The organism is Kitasatospora sp. A2-31 (assembly GCF_022288725.1).
Lineage (GTDB): Bacteria > Actinomycetota > Actinomycetes > Streptomycetales > Streptomycetaceae > Kitasatospora.
On the sequence record NZ_JAKNTA010000011.1, the window covers coordinates 49588 to 66008 of the forward strand.

5 protein-coding genes are annotated in these 16421 nt (G+C 77.2%); all 5 read left to right on the top strand.

Features of this window, described 5'->3' with window-relative positions; all coding sequences use genetic code 11:
• Positions 1 to 26 precede the first annotated feature (26 nt).
• The 5 genes from MCM47_RS27620 to MCM47_RS27640 are packed head-to-tail and all read left to right on the top strand — an operon-like array spanning position 27 to position 16407.
• A complete protein-coding gene (locus MCM47_RS27620; RefSeq protein WP_238864432.1) occupies positions 27 to 5606 on the top strand; it encodes a non-ribosomal peptide synthetase in 5580 nt (1859 codons plus the stop codon).
• Entirely contained in the window at positions 5603 to 6958 is a 1356-nt protein-coding gene (locus tag MCM47_RS27625) for a cysteate synthase (RefSeq protein ID WP_238864433.1), read from the top strand. The genes MCM47_RS27620 and MCM47_RS27625 overlap by 4 nt, the downstream gene beginning before the upstream one ends.
• A complete protein-coding gene (locus MCM47_RS27630) occupies positions 6955 to 10365 on the top strand; it encodes an amino acid adenylation domain-containing protein (protein WP_238864434.1) in 3411 nt (1136 codons plus the stop codon). The genes MCM47_RS27625 and MCM47_RS27630 overlap by 4 nt, the downstream gene beginning before the upstream one ends.
• Positions 10362 to 11717, top strand: coding sequence for a serine hydroxymethyltransferase (gene glyA / locus MCM47_RS27635; protein WP_238864435.1), 1356 nt, complete (start codon positions 10362 to 10364; stop codon positions 11715 to 11717). The genes MCM47_RS27630 and glyA overlap by 4 nt, the downstream gene beginning before the upstream one ends.
• 37 nt (positions 11718 to 11754) lie before the next feature.
• Positions 11755 to 16407 (top strand): amino acid adenylation domain-containing protein, encoded by a 4653-nt coding sequence (locus tag MCM47_RS27640; RefSeq protein WP_238864436.1) that lies wholly within the window; start codon positions 11755 to 11757, stop codon positions 16405 to 16407.
• Positions 16408 to 16421: the final 14 nt, after the last annotated feature.

Below are 16421 nucleotides of genomic sequence, written 5' to 3' on the forward strand. Positions count from 1 at the left end.
GACACCGAACGGTGAGGGAAGAACGCGTGGACCCGCGACTAGAGCACCAGGACTGGATCTCGGCGATCGCCGCCACCGCGGCGGCGGATCCGGACCGCACGGCCTTCGAGTTCTCCGGGAGGGAGGACGCACCGGCCGAGCGCCTGAGCTACGGACAGCTCGACCGCCGCGCCCGGGCCGTCGCCGCCCGGCTCCGGCGGCTCGGTCTGACCGACCGTCCGGTGCTGCTGCTCCAGCCGCCGGGCCTGGACTACGTGATCTCCTTCGTCGGCTGCCTGTACGCGCGGGCCGTCGCGGTGCCGGTGTACCCGCCCACCCGCCGGCCGCGCTCGCTGGAGCGGCTGGTCGACATCGTCGCGGACTGCGGGGCGACGGTGGCGCTGACCACCGCCGCCGTCCGCGACCGGCTGCTGCCCGGCGACCCGGACGGCGCGGTGATGGACGTGCTGCGGCTGCTGGCGTCCGACCGGGTGCCCGAGGAGGAGGCGGAGGGCTGGGTGCGCCCGGAGGTCGGCGCCAACACCGTGGCGTTCCTCCAGTACACCTCCGGCTCCACCTCGGCCCCGCGCGGCGTGGTGCTGACGCACGGCAACCTGCTGCACAACTCGGCGCTGATCCAGCGGGCCTTCCGCACCACCGGCAGCACCCGCGGCATGTCCTGGCTGCCGCTCTTCCACGACATGGGCCTGATCGGCGGCATGCTCCAGCCGCTGTACTACGCCGGCTCCTGCTCGCTGATGGCGCCCACCGCCTTCGCCCAGGACCCGCTGCGCTGGCTGCGCGAGATCAGCCGCACCCGGGCGACGGTCAGCGGCGGACCCAACTTCGCCTACGACCTCTGCGCCGACCTGGCCACCCCCGAGGTGCTGGCCGGGCTCGACCTGAGCAGCTGGGAGGTGGCGTTCAACGGTGCCGAGCCGGTGCGTGCCGAAACCTTCCGGCGGTTCGCCGCCGCCTACGCCCCGGCGGGCTTCCGGGCCGAGGCCTTCACCCCGTGCTACGGGCTGGCCGAGGCCACGCTGATCGTCTCCTGCAAGCCGCACGGCACCGCGCCGGCCCGTTACGCGGCCCCGAACTCCCTGCTCGCCGGCGCCGCGGTCACCGGGGCCGGTGCACCCGGCCCCGCCGACCCGAGCGGCGGCATCGCCGGGAGCACCGAGCTCGTCAGCAGCGGGCGCCCGGACGCCTCCCAGCGGCTGGAGATCGTCGACCCGGTGACCCGCCGGCCGGTGCCGGCCGGCGCGATCGGCGAGATCTGGCTGTCCGGCCCGAGCGTGGCCCAGGGCTACTGGAACCGTCCGGAGCACAGCGCCGCCACGTTCGGTGCCCGCCTCGCAGCCGACGACGCCGGGGGTGCCGGTGGGCCCGGAGGTGCCGACGGTGCCGCCTTCCTCCGCACCGGCGACCTGGGCCTGCTGCACGAGGGCGAGCTGTACGTCACCGGGCGGCTCAAGGACCTCGTCATCGTCCGCGGCCGCAACCACTACCCGCAGGACATCGAGCAGACCGTCGCCGCCGTCCACCCCGCGCTGCGCGCCAACTGCGGCGCCGCCGTCCAGGTCGAACTGGCCGGCTCCGCCGAGCTGGTGATCGTCCAGGAGGTGGCGCGCGACCACCAGGACGGCGATCTGCCGACACTCGCCCGCGCGGTGCGCGAGGCGGTCGCCGAGTCGCACGGGGTGCGGCCGGCCGCGGTGGTGCTGATCCGCGCCGCGACGCTGCCCCGCACGTCCAGCGGCAAGGTGCAGCGCCACGTGTGCGCCGCCTCCTACCGCGAGGGGAGCCTCGCCGCGCTCGCCCACAACGGCCGTCCGCAGGGCACCGCGGACGAGCGGGCGGCGGAGCTGGACGCCCAGGCGCTGCGGGCGGCCGCCCCGGCGGAGCGTCCGGCCCTGCTGCTGGCCGCGCTGCGTGCGCTGCTCGGCGCCCGGCTCGGGCTGGCCCCCGAGGAGCTGGCGCCCGGACAGCGGCTCGCCGAGCTGGGCCTGGACTCGCTCGGCGCCGTCCGGCTGCGGCACGAGCTGCGCGCCGCCCTGGGCGTCGACCTGGGGCTGACCGAAGCGCTCGCCCTGGACCTGGCCGGGCTGGCCGGGCTGCTCGCCGGGCGCCTCGACGAGGCGCCCGCGGAAGCCCCGGAGTCCACCGCGCCCGGCGCGCCCGACCCGGCCACCGAGCCCGGCGACCACCCGCTCTCCCCCAACCAGGCCGCGCTGCGGCTGCTGCACCTGATCGCCCCGGAGAGCCCCGCCTACCTGGTCTCCGCCGCCTTCCGGGTGCACGGCGGACTCGACCCGGCCGCCCTGCGCACCGCCCTCGCCGGCCTGGCCCGGCGGCACGCCGTGCTGCGCAGCACCTTCCCGGGCACCGCGTCCGGTCCGGTGCAGCGGGTGCACGCCGAGCTCCCGCCCGTCTTCGAGCAGGTCGACGCCGCCGGCTGGAACGCGGCCGAGCTCGCCGAGCGCCTGACCGCCGCGGCCGAGCAGCCCTTCGACCTGGAGACGGGACCGCTGCTGCGGGCCCGGCTGTTCACCGGCGCCGAGGACGGCGACCGGCTGGTGCTGACCGCCCACCACCTGGTGGCCGACCTCTGGTCGCTCTCCCTGCTGCTGGAGGAGCTGGCCGCCGACTACCCGGCGGCGCTGCGCGGCGAGCCGGTCGGACGCGCCGCGAACACCGCCGCCGCCCCGTTCGCGGCCTTCGCCCGCCGGCAGGCCGCGCTGCCCACCACCCCCGCCGGGCAGCGCCGGCTGGAGAGCTGGCGCACCGCGCTGGCCGGCGTCCGGACCGGCACGACGCTCCCCGCCGACCTGCCGCGGCCCGAGCGCCAGCGGATGCGCGGCGCGGCCGTGCCGCTGACGGTGGACGCCGCCACCACCGAGGCGTTGACGGCGCTGGCCCGGCGCGAGGGCAGCACGCTGTACGTCGTCCTGCTGGCCGCCTTCCAGCTGCTGCTGGCCCGCTGCACCGGGGAGTCGGACGTGGTGGTCGGCTCGCCGACGCACGGCCGTACCGAGGCCGAGTTCGCCGGCACGGTCGGCTGCCTGGTCAACACCGTGCCGCTGCGCGCCCGGATCGACGCCGCCGAGCCCTTCACCGCGCTGCTGGCCCGGGTGCGGGACGACGCGGGCGCCGCGCTGGACGGTGCCGAGGTGCCGTTCCCCGCGCTGGTCGAGCTGGTCCGGCCGGACCGCGACCAGGGCGGCCGGCCGCTGGTGCGCAGCCTGTTCAGCCTGCAGCAGGCGCCGGGCGGGCACGCCGAGGCGCTGGTGGCGATGGCCACCGGGCGCGACGGCGTCCCGTTCACCCTGGGCACCCTGGAGTGCTCGACGCTGGCGCTGCCGGTCGGCGGCAGCCAGTTCGACCTCCAGCTCACGCTGGGGGCGGCCGCGGGCGGCCTGGCCGGGTCGGTCCGCTACGACACCGACCGCTACCTGCCGGTGAGCGCCGAGCGCTTCGCCGCCCGGTTCGCCGCCCTGCTCGCGGAGATCGCGGCCGACGCCGCCCGGCCGGTCGGTGAACTGCCGCTGCTCACCCCGGCGGAGCGCCGAGCGGTGCTCGTCGAGGGCGACGACACCGCGCTCGCCTACGACCCCGCCGACGGCGTGGTGCGCCGCTTCGAGGCCCGGGCCGCCCGCACCCCGCTGGCGGTGGCGGTCCGCTCCGCCGGCCCCGGAGGCGGCGAGCAGCTGGACTACGGCACCCTGGACCGGCTGGCGGACGGCGTCGCCGAGCGGCTGCGCGCCCTGGGCATCGGCCCCGGCCGGACGGTCGCCGTCCTGCTGCCGCGCACCCCGCGGCTGCTCGTCGCGCTGCTCGGCGTGCTCAAGTCCGGCGCCGCCTACCTGCCGCTGGACCCCGGCCACCCGGCCGAGCGGCTGGCGCTGGTGCTGGCCGACGGCGGCGCCGCCGCGGTGCTGACCGACCTGCCCGCCGACCGGGTGCCCGCCGGCGACTGGGCGGTGCTGCCGGTGGACACCATCGGCGAGGCCCGGCGCACGGCCGACACCACGATCCACCCGGAGGCGGCGGCCTACGTGCTGCACACCTCCGGCTCGACCGGGCGCCCCAAGGGCGTGGTGGTGCCGCACCGGGCGCTGGCGAACCTGCTGGCCTCGTTCGAGCGCGACCTCGCGCCCGCCCCGGGCTCCGGCTGGCTCTCGGTGACCACCCCGGCCTTCGACATCGCCGCTCTGGAGTACTTCCTGCCGCTGGCCACCGGCGCGACCGTGCACCTGGCGGACGCGGCGACGGCCGGCGACGGCTCGCGGCTGCGGGCCTGCCTGGAGGCCGGCGGGGTCAGCCACCTCCAGGCCACTCCGGTGACCTGGCAGCTGCTGCTCGACGCCGGCTGGTCGGGCACCCCCGGGCTGACGGCGCTGTGCGGCGGGGAGCGGCTGCCGGCCGAGCTCGCCGCCGGGTTGCTGGCCCGCGGCGTCCGGCTGTGGCAGGTCTACGGCCCCACCGAGACCACCGTCTGGTCGGTGCGCGGCGAGCTGACCGTGGCCGGCGGGGAGCTGCCGCTCGGCGCACCGGTCGCCAACACCCGCCTCCACCTGGTCGATCCGGCCCTGCAGCCGGTCCCCGCCGGCGTCACCGGCGAACTGCTGATCGGCGGGGACGGCCTGGCCCACGGCTACCTCGGCCGTCCCGGTCTGACCGCGGAGCGCTTCGTGCCCGACCCCTTCGGCACCGAGCCGGGGGGCCGCCTCTACCGCACCGGCGACCTGGTGCGGCGCGGGCCGGACGGTGCGCTGCTCTTCGTCGGCCGCGCCGACACGCAGGTCAAGCTGCACGGGCACCGGATCGAGCTGGGCGAGGTCGAGACCGCGCTGGAACGGCTGCCCGCGGTGCGCCGGGCGGCGGTCGTGGTGGACGGCGAAGGCGTCCGGGCCCGGCTGGTCGCCTTCCTCGAACAGCACGGCGCGGCGCAGCAGGGCGCGGCGCAGCAGGACCCGGCGCAGCACGGCGCAGGGCAGGAGGACCCCGCGCGGGAGCGCCCGTTCGCGGCGCCCGGCGAGCTGCGCGAGCAGCTGCGGAGGACCCTGCCCGGCTACGCCGTCCCCTCGCTGCTGGTGACGCTGGACGCGCTGCCGCTGACCGCCAACGGCAAGGTCGACCGGCGGGCGCTGCCCGTGCCGGAGGCCGGCCCCGCGGCCGGCGGACCCGCGGACCGGCCGGCGGGCGGCGCCGAGCCGCCGCTCGGGCCGACCGAGGAGCGGATCGCCGCGCTCCTGGCCGAGCTGCTCGGGACCGGTCCGGTCGGCCGGCACGAGGACCTGTTCGACCGGGGTGCGCACTCGCTGGTGCTGGCCCGCTTCGCCGAGCGCGCCCGGGCCGAGTTCGGCGCCGAGCTGCCGCTGCACCGGCTCTTCGAGCGGCCCACGGTCGCAGCCGTGGCCGCCCTGGTGGACGCCGCGGTGGCGCGGCCGGGGCGGGCGGGCGTCGCGGGCCGACCGGGGCTGACCCGGGTGGACCGCTCCCGGTACGCCGTCAGCCGCGGCTCGGACGGAGCGCTGCGACCGGCGCTCGCCGGCGCGTCCGCCGGCGGTCCGTCCACCGACCGCCCGTCCACCGGCAACCCGTCCACCTCCGGGGAGGGCCGATGACCTCCGCCCCCTACGTCCCCTCCGCCCGGCCGGCCGCCGGACCGGCCGCCCCGGCGGACCGCCCGTACCTGCTGCGCTGTCCGGTCTGCCGGGAGAGCTACCAGGACGACGGCCTTCGGCTGGACTGCGGCGCGGCGCACCGGCCGGGTCTGCTGAGCACCGAGTACGCCACCGCGTTCGTCCCCGGCCCCGGCAGCGGCCCGTTCCGCTACCGCTGCTGGTTGCCGACCGCCGGGCGGGCCCTGCCCGAGGGCAGCGGCGGCGTCACCTACCGGGCCGAGCGGCTGGGCCGCGCCCTGGGCCTGGCCGAGCTCTGGGTCGCCTTCAGCGGCTACTGGCCCGAGCGCGGCGCGGCCCTCGCCACCGGCAGTTTCAAGGAGCTGGAGGCGCAGGCGGTGCTGGCCCGGCTGCCCGAGCGGCCGCCGGTCCTGGTGGTGGCGTCCGCCGGGAACACCGCCGCGGCCTTCCAGCGAGCCTGCTCGCAGCAGGCTGTGGAGTGCGTGCTGGTGGTGCCGGAGACGGCGCTTCCCGTGCTCGCCGCCGCCGGTGAACGGGCCGACTGCGTCCGGCTGGTGACGGTCGCCGGCGACTACACCGACGCGATCGAGCTGGCGGACGCGATCGCCGCCCGGCCGGGCCACCGCGCCGAGGGCGGCACCCGCAACGTGGCCCGGCGCGACGGCCTCGGCACCGCGCTGCTGGCGGCCGCCGAGACGATCGGCCGGCTGCCCGACCACTACGTGCAGGCGGTGGGCAGCGGGGCCGGCGCGATCGCCGCGCACCAGGCCGCCCGGCGGCTGCTGGCGGCCGGCTTCCCGGCCGCGGACGGCCGGGGCGGCGCGGACGGCCCGAACGGTGGGCTGCCCCGGCTGACCCTCTGCCAGAACACCGCGTTCGCCCCGATGGTCCGCGCCTGGCAGGACGGCCTGGCGGAGCCGGTCGTCGGCTCCGGCCCGGCCGTCCGGGCGGCGATCGCCGCCTCCCACGCCCAGGAGCTCACCACCCGCAAGCCGCCCTACGCGGTGGCCGGCGGGGTACGCGAGATCCTCACCGAGAGCGGCGGGGAGCTGCGGGCCGCGGACACCGCCGAGGCGATCGCCGCCGGGCGGCTGTTCGCCGGGATCGAGGGCGTCGACGTCGCGCCGGCCGCGGCGGTGGCGCTGGCCGGGCTGCGGCAGGCGGTCGCCGCAGGGCGGATCCGGCCCGGGGAGACCGTGCTGCTGCACGTCACCGGCGGCGGCCGGGCCCGGCACGCGGCCGGCCATCGGACCACCGCCCCGGTCCGGCCCGACCTGCGGATACCGGCCGGCCTGGGGGCCGAGGCCGCCGCCTACCTGGTGACCGGCGCATGACCGCCCCCGCCACCGGGCTCGCCCCCGCCCCGGAACCCACTGAACCCGCCCGCGCCCACGCCCCCGGCTCCGGGCCCGGCCCCGAGCCCGAGCCGGCCGACCGGCAGAGAGCAGAGCAGACCATGCAGCAGTTCGCCTTTCCCGCCACCTCGGCGCAGCGCCGGATCTGGCTGGTGGAGCGGCTGACCCCCGGCACCAGCGCCTACCACCTGCCGTTCGCCCTGGAGCTCGACGGCCCGCTCGACACCGCCGCGCTGACCGCCGCGCTGACCGAACTGGTCCATCGCCACGAGTCGTTGCGCACCTGCTTCGAGCAGGCGGACGGCGAGCTGCTCCAGCTGGTCGGCGAGCCGGTCCCGTTCGCCCTGGAGATCCGGCCGACCCCGGCCACCGAGCTGGACGCCGTGCTGGCCGCCGACGCCGCCCGCCCCTTCGACCTGGCCCGCGGCCCGCTGGTGCGCGCGGTGCTGCACCGGCTGGCGCCGGAGCGGCACGTACTGGCCGTCACCGTGCACCACCTGGTCGCCGACATGTGGTCGGTCGGCATCCTGCTCGCCGAGCTGGCGCAGTGCTACGCCGGCCGGGCCGCCGAGCTTCCGGAACTGCCCATCCAGTACGGAGACTTCGCCGTCTGGGAGGGTGAGGTGCAGGCCGCCGGCGAGGAGGAGGACCGCGCGTACTGGCGGCGGCGGCTGGCCGGCGCACCCGAGCTGCTGGAGCTGCCCTGCGACCGCCCGCGCCCCGCCGTGCAGTCGTTGCGCGGCGCCGCGCTGCCGGTGCGGCTCCCGGTCGAACTGTCCACCGCCGTCAAGGCGTTGTGCCGCCGGGCGGGGGTGACCCCGTTCATGGCGCTGCTGGCCGCCTTCCAGGCGGTGCTCTCCCGGCACAGCGGCGGCGAGGACATCGTCGTCGGCACCGGCGCCGGGGTGCGCCCGGCCGAGGCCGAGGGGCTGATCGGCTGCTTCGTCAACATCCTGCCGATCCGCACCTCGCTGGCCGGCGACCCCACCTTCGCCGATCTGCTGGCCCGGGTCCGCCGGGCCGCACTGGGCGCCTTCGAGCACCAGCAGCTGCCGTTCGAGCGGATGCTGCCCGAGCGCTCGGCCGGCCCGGCGCTCAGCCACAACCCGGTGGTCCAGGCGCTGCTGCTGGTGCAGAACGCGCCGCTGGCCGCCCCCGAGCTGCCCGGCCTGGCGGTGACCGTCCGGGAGGTGCCGCGCGGCGGCGCGCAGCTCGACCTCAACCTCCAACTACGCGAGGTGGACGGCGCGTTCACGGGCACCGTCGAGTACGCGAGCGACCTCTTCGACCCCGCCACGGTGGAGCGGCTGCTCGGGCACTGGCGCACCCTGCTGGCCGCCGCCGTCGCGTCCCCCGACGCCCGGCTGTCGGCCCTGCCGATGCTGACCGCGGCGGAGCGCCACCGCGCCCTGGTGGAGTGGAACGACACCGCCCACGCCTACCCGCAGGCCGGCGCCTGCCTGCACGAGCTGTTCGAGGAGCAGCTGGGCCGGCACCCGGAGGCGCCGGCCGTCCTGCACGCCGGCGGCGAGCTGAGCTACGCGGCGCTGGACGGGCTCGCCGAGCGGGTCGCGGGCCGGCTGGCGGAGCTGGGCGTCGGCCCGGACACCACCGTCGGCGTCTGCCTCGCCAAGGGCCCGGCACTGGTGGCCGCCGTGCTCGGCGTGCTCAAGGCCGGCGGCGCCTACCTGCCCCTGGACCCGGCCTACCCGGAGCAGCGGCTGGCCTTCATGCTCCGTGACGCGGCGCCGCCGGTGGTGCTCACCGAGCGCGCCCTCGCCGGACTGCTGCCGGCCGCCGGCGGGGCCGCGCTGCTGGAGGTGGAGGACGCCGGGCAGTGGCCCGCCGCCCGGCGACGCCCGGCCGGACTGACCCCGGACAACCTGGCGTACGTCATCCACACCTCGGGCTCCACCGGCGCGCCGAAGGGCATCGCCGTCCCGCACCGCGGCGCCGTCAACAACCTGCTCGACCTCAACGACACCTACGGCGTCGGGCCGGGCGACCGGGTGCTCGGCCTGTCCTCCCCCAGCTTCGACATGTTCGTCTACGAGACGCTCGGCATCCTGGCGGCCGGCGGCGCGGTGGTCATGCCGCACCCGGACCGGGCCCGCGACCCGCACCACTGGGTGGACCTGGTCCGCCGCCACCGGGTGACGGTGTGGAACTCGGCCCCGGCCCTGGCCGACGCCTTCGTCCGGGCCGGGGAGGAGCGCAACGTCCGGTTGCCGAGGCTCCGGGTCGCCTTCTTCGGCGGCGACTGGATCCCGGTCCCGCTGGTGGGACGGTTCCGCCGGCTGGCGCCGGAGCTGGCCTTCATCGCGCTCGGCGGCGCCACCGAGGCGTCCGTCCACTCGATCACCTACCCGGTCGGCGAGGTCGACCCGGCCTGGACGAGCATCCCGTACGGCCGCCCGATGGTGAACCAGCAGGCCGTGGTGCTGACCCCGGCGCTGGAGCCGGCCCCGGTCGGCGTCCCGGGCGAACTCTGCCTGGCCGGCACCGGGTTGACCCGCGGCTACCTCGGCCGCCCGGGCCTGACCGCGGACCGCTACCGCCCTCACCCGGGCGCCGGCACCGGGCCGGTGCCGGCCGGCGCGCGGCTGTACCGCACCGGGGACCTGGCCCGCACCCGCACCGACGGGGTGATCGAGCTGATCGGCCGGCTGGACCACCAGGTCAAGCTGCGCGGCCTGCGGATCGAGCTGGGCGAGATCGAGTCGGTGCTGCGCCGTCACCCGGGCGTCGAACGGGCCGTGGTCGCGGCCCACGGCAGCGGCGACGAGCGGCGGCTCGTCGGCTACCTGGTACCGGCCGGGGACGGCGGCACGGCCCCGGCCGCCGCGGAACTGCGCGCGCTGCTCCGGGCCGAGCTGCCGGAGTACATGGTCCCGGCGGTCTTCACGACGCTGGACGCCCTGCCGTTGTCGCCCAACGGCAAGGTGGACCGCGCCGCCCTGCCGGAGCCGGACGCCGCGGCCGACCGGGCCGCCGCCGCGTACGTCGCCCCGCGCGACGACACCGAACGGGTGCTGGCCGCGCTCTGGGCCGAACTGCTGGAGGTCGACCGGGTCGGCGCCGAGGACGACTTCTTCGCCCTCGGCGGGCACTCGCTGCTCGCCACCCGGCTCGCCTCGGCGGTGCTGGAGACCTTCGGCGTCGAGCTGCCGCTGCGCGAGCTGTTCGAGGCGCCCACCCTCGCCGAGCAGGCGCAGCGGCTGGTCGCCCGGGGCCGCGAGGCGGGCACCGATGTCGCGGCGGTGGCGCGGATCGCCGCCGCACTGCTGGAGATGACCGACGACGAGGCCCACGGGCTGCTCGCCCGACACGACGAGCACCTGGGCCAGGAGCAGCACCACGAGCAGCACGAGGAGAGCCACGCATGACCACCACCACCGCGAGCACCGGCGTCCTGGCCGCGTACGCCGGTCTCGGCGCGCACCGCCTGGCCGAGGCCGACCCCCTGCTGGCCGACCTGCTGGAGCGCGAGCACGCCCGGCAGAACGACACCCTGGCCATGGTGGCCGCCTCCAGCAGCGCCGACCCCTCGGTCCTGGCCTGCGCCGGCGCGTCCATCTCCAACGTCACCACCGAGGGCTACCCGGGCGCCCGCTACCACGCGGGCTGCGAGCTGGTCGACGAGGTCGAGCGGCTGGCGGTGGAGCGGGCCCGCGCCCTGTTCGGCGCCCGCTACGCCAACGTGCAGCCGCACTCGGGCAGCACCGCCAACCAGATCGTGCTCTGCACCCTGATGGAGCCGGGCGACACGCTGCTCGGCATGGAGCTGAGCGCGGGCGGCCACCTGACCCACGGCTCGCCGGCCTCGGTCTCGGGGCGGTTCTTCCACGCGGTCGGCTACGGCACCGACGCCGCCGGCCTGCTGGACTACGAGCAGGTCGCCGAGCTGGCCCGCACGCACCGGCCCAAGGTGATCGTCTGCGGTGCCAGCGCCTACCCGCGCACGGTCGACTTCGCCCGGTTCCGGCGGATAGCCGACGAGGTCGGCGCCTTCCTGCTCGCGGACATCTCGCACATCGCCGGCCTGGTCGCGGCCGGGCTGCACCCGAGCCCGGTGGACCACGCGCACGCCACCACCACGAGCACCTACAAGCAGCTGTACGGCCCGCGGGGCGGCCTGATCCTGCTCGGCCGGGACGCCGACCTGCCGCTGCCCGGCACCCGGCGGACCCTCGCCCAGGCGATCGCGCACGGCACCTTCCCGTTCCTGCAGGGCACCCCGGACCTGGGCGCGGTGGCCGCCAAGGCGCGCGCCTTCGACCTCGCCGCCCAACCGGAGTTCCGCGCCCTGGCGCAGCGGGTGGTCTCCGGGGCCCGGGAGCTGGCGGAGGCCTTCGCCGGCCTCGGCCACACCCTGGTCACCGGCGGCACCGACAACCACATGGTGCTGCTGGACGTCGGCCGGCGCGGGCTGACCGGCGCGATCGCCGAGTCCGCCCTGGCCGACTGCGGGATCGTGGTCAACCGCAACAGGATCCCGGGCGACCCGCACGGCCCGCGGATCACCAGCGGCGTCCGCTTCGGTACCAACACCCTGGCGCTGCGCGGCATGGGCCCGGCCGAGCTGCGCCGCTGCGCCGCCCTCGTCGACCGGGTGCTCACCGCCCTGGTGCCGCGCGGCAACACCGGCTTCGCCCTCGACCCGGCCGTCCGCTCCGAGGTGCGCGGCGAAGTCGCCCGGCTCTGCCGCGAGTTCCCGCTTCCGCACCACACGCCCTGACCGCCCTGACCGCCTCTTCGACCGCCCGGGACCACGCATGAGCCAGTCACCCCAGCGCGCCGCACTCTCCGCCGAGAAGCGCCGCCTGCTCGCCAAGCTGCTCCAGCAGCAGGGCCTCGCCCGCACCGACGCCGCCGGCCTGATCACCCCCCGCCCCGCGGGGACCGTTCGGCTGCCGCTCTCCTTCGCCCAGCAACGGCTTTGGTTCGTCGAGCAGTTCGCCGGCCCGAGCCCGCTCTACAGCATCGCCTGCACCGTCCGGCTGACCGGCCGGCTGGACGCCTGCGCGCTCGAGCGGGCGCTGGGCCGGGTGGTGGACCGGCACGAGGCGCTGCGCACCACCTTCCGCGCCGAGGAGGGCCGGCCCGAGCAGGTGGTGCACGCCCGGGTCGAGGTGGCGCTGCCGCTCACCGACCTGTCCGCGCTGCCCGCCGACGCCCGGGAGGCCGCCCTCTCCGAGCTGACCGAGCAGGAGAGCCGCCGCCCGTTCGACCTGGACGCCGGCCCGCTGCTGCGCGGCCGGCTGGCCCGGCTGGCCGAGGAGGAGCACCTGCTGGTGCTCGCCGTTCACCACATCGTGGCGGACGGGTGGTCGCTGGACATCCTGGTCCGCGAACTGGCCCACCACTACCGGCCCGACTGCACCGAGCCGGCCGACGACGGTCAGCTGCCCCGCCTGCCCGAACCGACCGAACTGCCCGAACTGCCCGAACTGCCGGTGCAGTACGCCGATTTCGCGCTCTGGCAGCACCAGCGGGTGTCGGGCGAGGCGCTGGAGGCCCAACTGGACCACTGGCGCCAGCGGTTGGCCGGCGCACCCAGCACCGTGGACCTGCCCACCGACCGGCCGCGCACCGCCCGGCAGGGCTTCGCCGGCGCCTGCTTCCCGTGGCGGCTGGAGGGTGACCTCGCGACCCGGCTCACCGCGCTGGCCCGGGAGCACGACGCCACCCTCTACATGGCGCTGCTCGCCGGCTTCACCGCCGTGGCGCAGCGCTGGAGCGGGCAGAGCGACCTGGTGGTCGGCTCCCCGGTGGCCAACCGCAACCACCCGCAGACCGAGGGCCTGATCGGCTTCTTCGTCAACATGCTGCCGCTGCGCACCGACCTGTCCGGCAACCCGACCTTCCGCGAACTGCTGGACCGCGTGCGGGAGTCCGCGCTCGCCGCGTACGCCCACCAGGACGTGCCGTTCGAGCGGATCGTCGAGGAGGTCCGGCCCGACCGCGACGCCGGCGGGCGCACCCCGTTCGCCAACCTGCTGCTGGTCCTCCAGAACACCCCGGAGACCGCCATCGAGCTGCCCGGCCTGCGGATGGACGTGGCCGCGGTGGACACCGGCACCGCCAAGTTCGACCTGCACCTCCAGGTCACCGAGACCCCGCAGGGCCTGACCGGCCTGGCCGACTACAGCACCGAGCTGTACGAGGAGCGCACGGTGCGCCGGTTCGTCGACCAGTGGCTGCACCTGCTGGCCGCCGCGGTCGCCGCCCCGGACACCCGGCTGGACGCGCTGCCGCTGCTGGACGCGGGTGAGCGCGGCGCCGAGCTGGCGGCCGGCGCCGCCCGGCGCGCCGCCGCTCCGCGGGCGCGCAGCCTGCCGGCCGCGTTCGCCGAGCAGGTCCGGCTGCGCCCGGCGGCGATCGCGGTCGACGGCGGTGGGGAGAGCCTGAGCTACGCCGAGCTGGACCACCGTTCCGACGCCCTGGCGCGGCGGCTGCGCGAGCTCGGGGTGGGACCGGAGAGCCGGGTGGCGATCTGTGTCGAGCCCTCGGTCCGGCTGGTCATCGGCATCCTGGGCATCCTGAAGAGCGGCGGCGCGTACGTCCCGCTCGACCCCCGCCACCCGGCCGACCGGCTCGCCTACACCCTGGCCGACTCCGGTGCGGTGGCCCTGGTCGCCGATCCGGAGCACGCCGAACTGGCCGACGGAATCGCGGTGCTGACGGTCGACCAGGAGTTCGACCCGGCGGGTGCCGAGCAACCGTTGGAGCCGGCCCCGCTGGGACCTGACCACCTCGCGTACGTGATCTACACCTCGGGCACCACCGGGCGCCCCAAGGGCGCGCTGCTCACCCACGCCAACGTGCTGCGGCTCTTCGAGGCGGCCGCCACGGAGGTGCCGTTCGGCCCGGACGACGTCTGGTCGCTGTACCACTCCGCCGCCTTCGACTTCTCGGTCTGGGAGATCTGGGGCGCGCTGCTGCACGGCGGCCGGATCGCCGTGGTGCCGCAGGAGGCCCGGCGCAGCCCCGCCGCGTTCCACGCGCTGGTGCGCGCCCAGGGCGTCACGGTGCTCAGCCAGACGCCCACCGCCTTCCGCCAGTTCGCCGACGCCGACGCCGAGGCCGACGCCGAGGCTGCGGAGGCCGGACCGGCCGGCCGGCCGCTCGCGCTGCGGCACGTGGTGTTCGGCGGCGAGGCCCTGGAGCCGGGCGCGCTGCGCACCTGGGCCGCCCGGCACCCCGACGGCCCGCGGCTGGTCAACATGTACGGGATCACCGAGACCACCGTCCACGTCACCGCGCACCGGCTGGGCCCGGCCGACCTGGCCGCCCCCGGCAGCGTGATCGGCCGCCCGCTCGCCGATCTCGCGGTGCACCTGCTGGACCGGCGCGGCGAGCCCGTACCGCCCGGCGTGCCCGGCGAACTGTGCGTCGGCGGGCCGGGCCTGGCCCGCGGCTACCTGGGTCGACCGGGCCTGACGGCGGAGCGCTTCGTCCCCTCCCCGCTCGGGGACGGCGAACGGCTCTACCGCAGCGGCGACCTCGCCCGCCGGTTGCCGGACGGCACGCTGGAGTACCTGGGCCGGATCGACCAGCAGGTCAAGGTCCGCGGGCACCGGGTCGAGCTCGGCGAGATCGAGGCGGAGCTGGGCGCCCACCCGGGCGTGCGGCACGCGGCCGTCCTGCCCCGCGAGGCCCCGGGCGGCGGCACCGGACTGGTCGCCTACCTGGTCCCCGAGGACGGCGGATCGCCCAAGGAGCCGGCGGACCGTGCCGAGGACGCCGAACAGGTGTCGCAGTGGCGGACGGTCTTCGACACCGCCTACGAGCAGTACGAGCAGGTCGGCGGCGCCGACCCGACCTTCAACATCCGCGGCTGGACGAGCAGTTACACCGGCGAGCCGATCCCGGCCGAGGAGATGCGGCGCTGGGTGGAGGACACCGTCGCGCTGGTCCGGCGCACCGGCCCGCGCCGGATCCTGGAGATCGGCAGCGGCACCGGCCTGCTGCTCTTCCGGCTGGCCGGCGACTGCGAGCAGTACACCGCCCTCGACCTGTCGGACAGCGCGGTCGCCCACGTCCGCCGCCACCTCCCGGCGCACTGGGAGCACATCCGGCTGCTGCGCCGCGCCGGCCACGAGCTGGACGACCTGGCGGCCGGCGGGTTCGACACCGTCGTCGTCAACTCGGTGGCCCAGTACCTGCCGAGCGCCGGCTACCTGGTCGAGGTGCTCACCCGGGCCGCCGCGCTGCTGGCCCCGGGCGGCCGGATGGTGGTCGGCGACGTCCGGCACCTCGCCCTGCTGGACGCCTTCCAGGTGTCGGTGCTGCAGCCGGGTCTGCCCGCCGGGGCGGGCGACGCCGAGCTGGCCCGCCAGGTCCGCCAGGCCGTCCGGCAGGAGGACGAACTGCTGCTCGACCCGCGCTTCTTCGCGGCCCTGCGCCGGGAGATCCCCCGGATCGGCCGGGTGGAGGTGCTGCCGAAGCCCGGGCACGACCGCAACGAGATGACCCGCTACCGCTACGACGTCGTCCTGCACCTGGACACCGAGCCGGCCGCCCCCGCGGTGCGCACGGTGCCGTGGACCGGCGGCGAGCTGCGGGCGCTGCTGGACGGCTCCCCTCTGGTGGTCACCGGCATCCCCAACGCCCGGGTGCACGCCGACGCCCGGACCGCCGCGCGGCTCGCCGCCGGAGCGGGCCCGGACACCGCGGATGCCGTCGATGCCGGGGAGCCCGCGCTGGACCCGCAGGAACTCCGGGAGCTGGCCGATCGCCACGGGCACGCCGTGGAGCTCAGCTGGGCGGCCGGCGACCCGCTGGGCCGCTTCGACGCCGCGTTCCGACCGGCCGGCACCGAGCCGGAGACCGCGCTGCCGCCCGCCGGGGACGACGCGCGGCTGCCCTGGTCGCACTGGGCCAACGACCCGCACCGCGGCCGCGCCGCCCGCCGCCTGGTGCCCGTGCTCCGCTCCCACCTCCGGGAGCGGCTGCCGGAGTACATGGTCCCGGAGGCCTTCGTGACGCTGGACGCGCTGCCGCTGACCGCCAACGGCAAGCTCGACCGGGCCGCGCTGCCGGCCCCGGACTGGTCCACGGGCTCGACCGCGCTGCTCGCCCCGCGCGACGACACCGAGCGGGCGCTCGCGGAGATCTGGAGCGCCGCCCTGGGCGTGGCCCGGATCGGGCTGGCCGACGACTTCTTCGACCTCGGCGGCCACTCCCTGCTGGCCGTCCAGGTGACCGCCGGCGTCCGCGAGTCGCTGGGCCGCGCCCTGCCCGTGCGGGCGCTGTTCGAGACTCCCGTGCTGGGCGAGTACGCCGAGGCCGTGCGCCGCGCCCCGGCCGCCGAGGCTCCCGAGCCGGCGGCCGCCCCGGTGCGCGAGGCCGTACCGGCCGACGCCGCCGGCTTCGACGACCTGTCCGCCGAGGAGCTGGCGGAGCTGATGGGCGGGGGCCGGTGACCGCCGCCGCGCGC

Coding starts and splice junctions, on each gene's coding strand:
- glyA (WP_238864435.1), top strand. CDS start 10,362: ATGACCACCACCACCGCGAGCACCGGCGTCCTGGCCGCGTACGCCGGT.
- MCM47_RS27640 (WP_238864436.1), top strand. CDS start 11,755: ATGAGCCAGTCACCCCAGCGCGCCGCACTCTCCGCCGAGAAGCGCCGC.
- MCM47_RS27625 (WP_238864433.1), top strand. CDS start 5,603: ATGACCTCCGCCCCCTACGTCCCCTCCGCCCGGCCGGCCGCCGGACCG.
- MCM47_RS27630 (WP_238864434.1), top strand. CDS start 6,955: ATGACCGCCCCCGCCACCGGGCTCGCCCCCGCCCCGGAACCCACTGAA.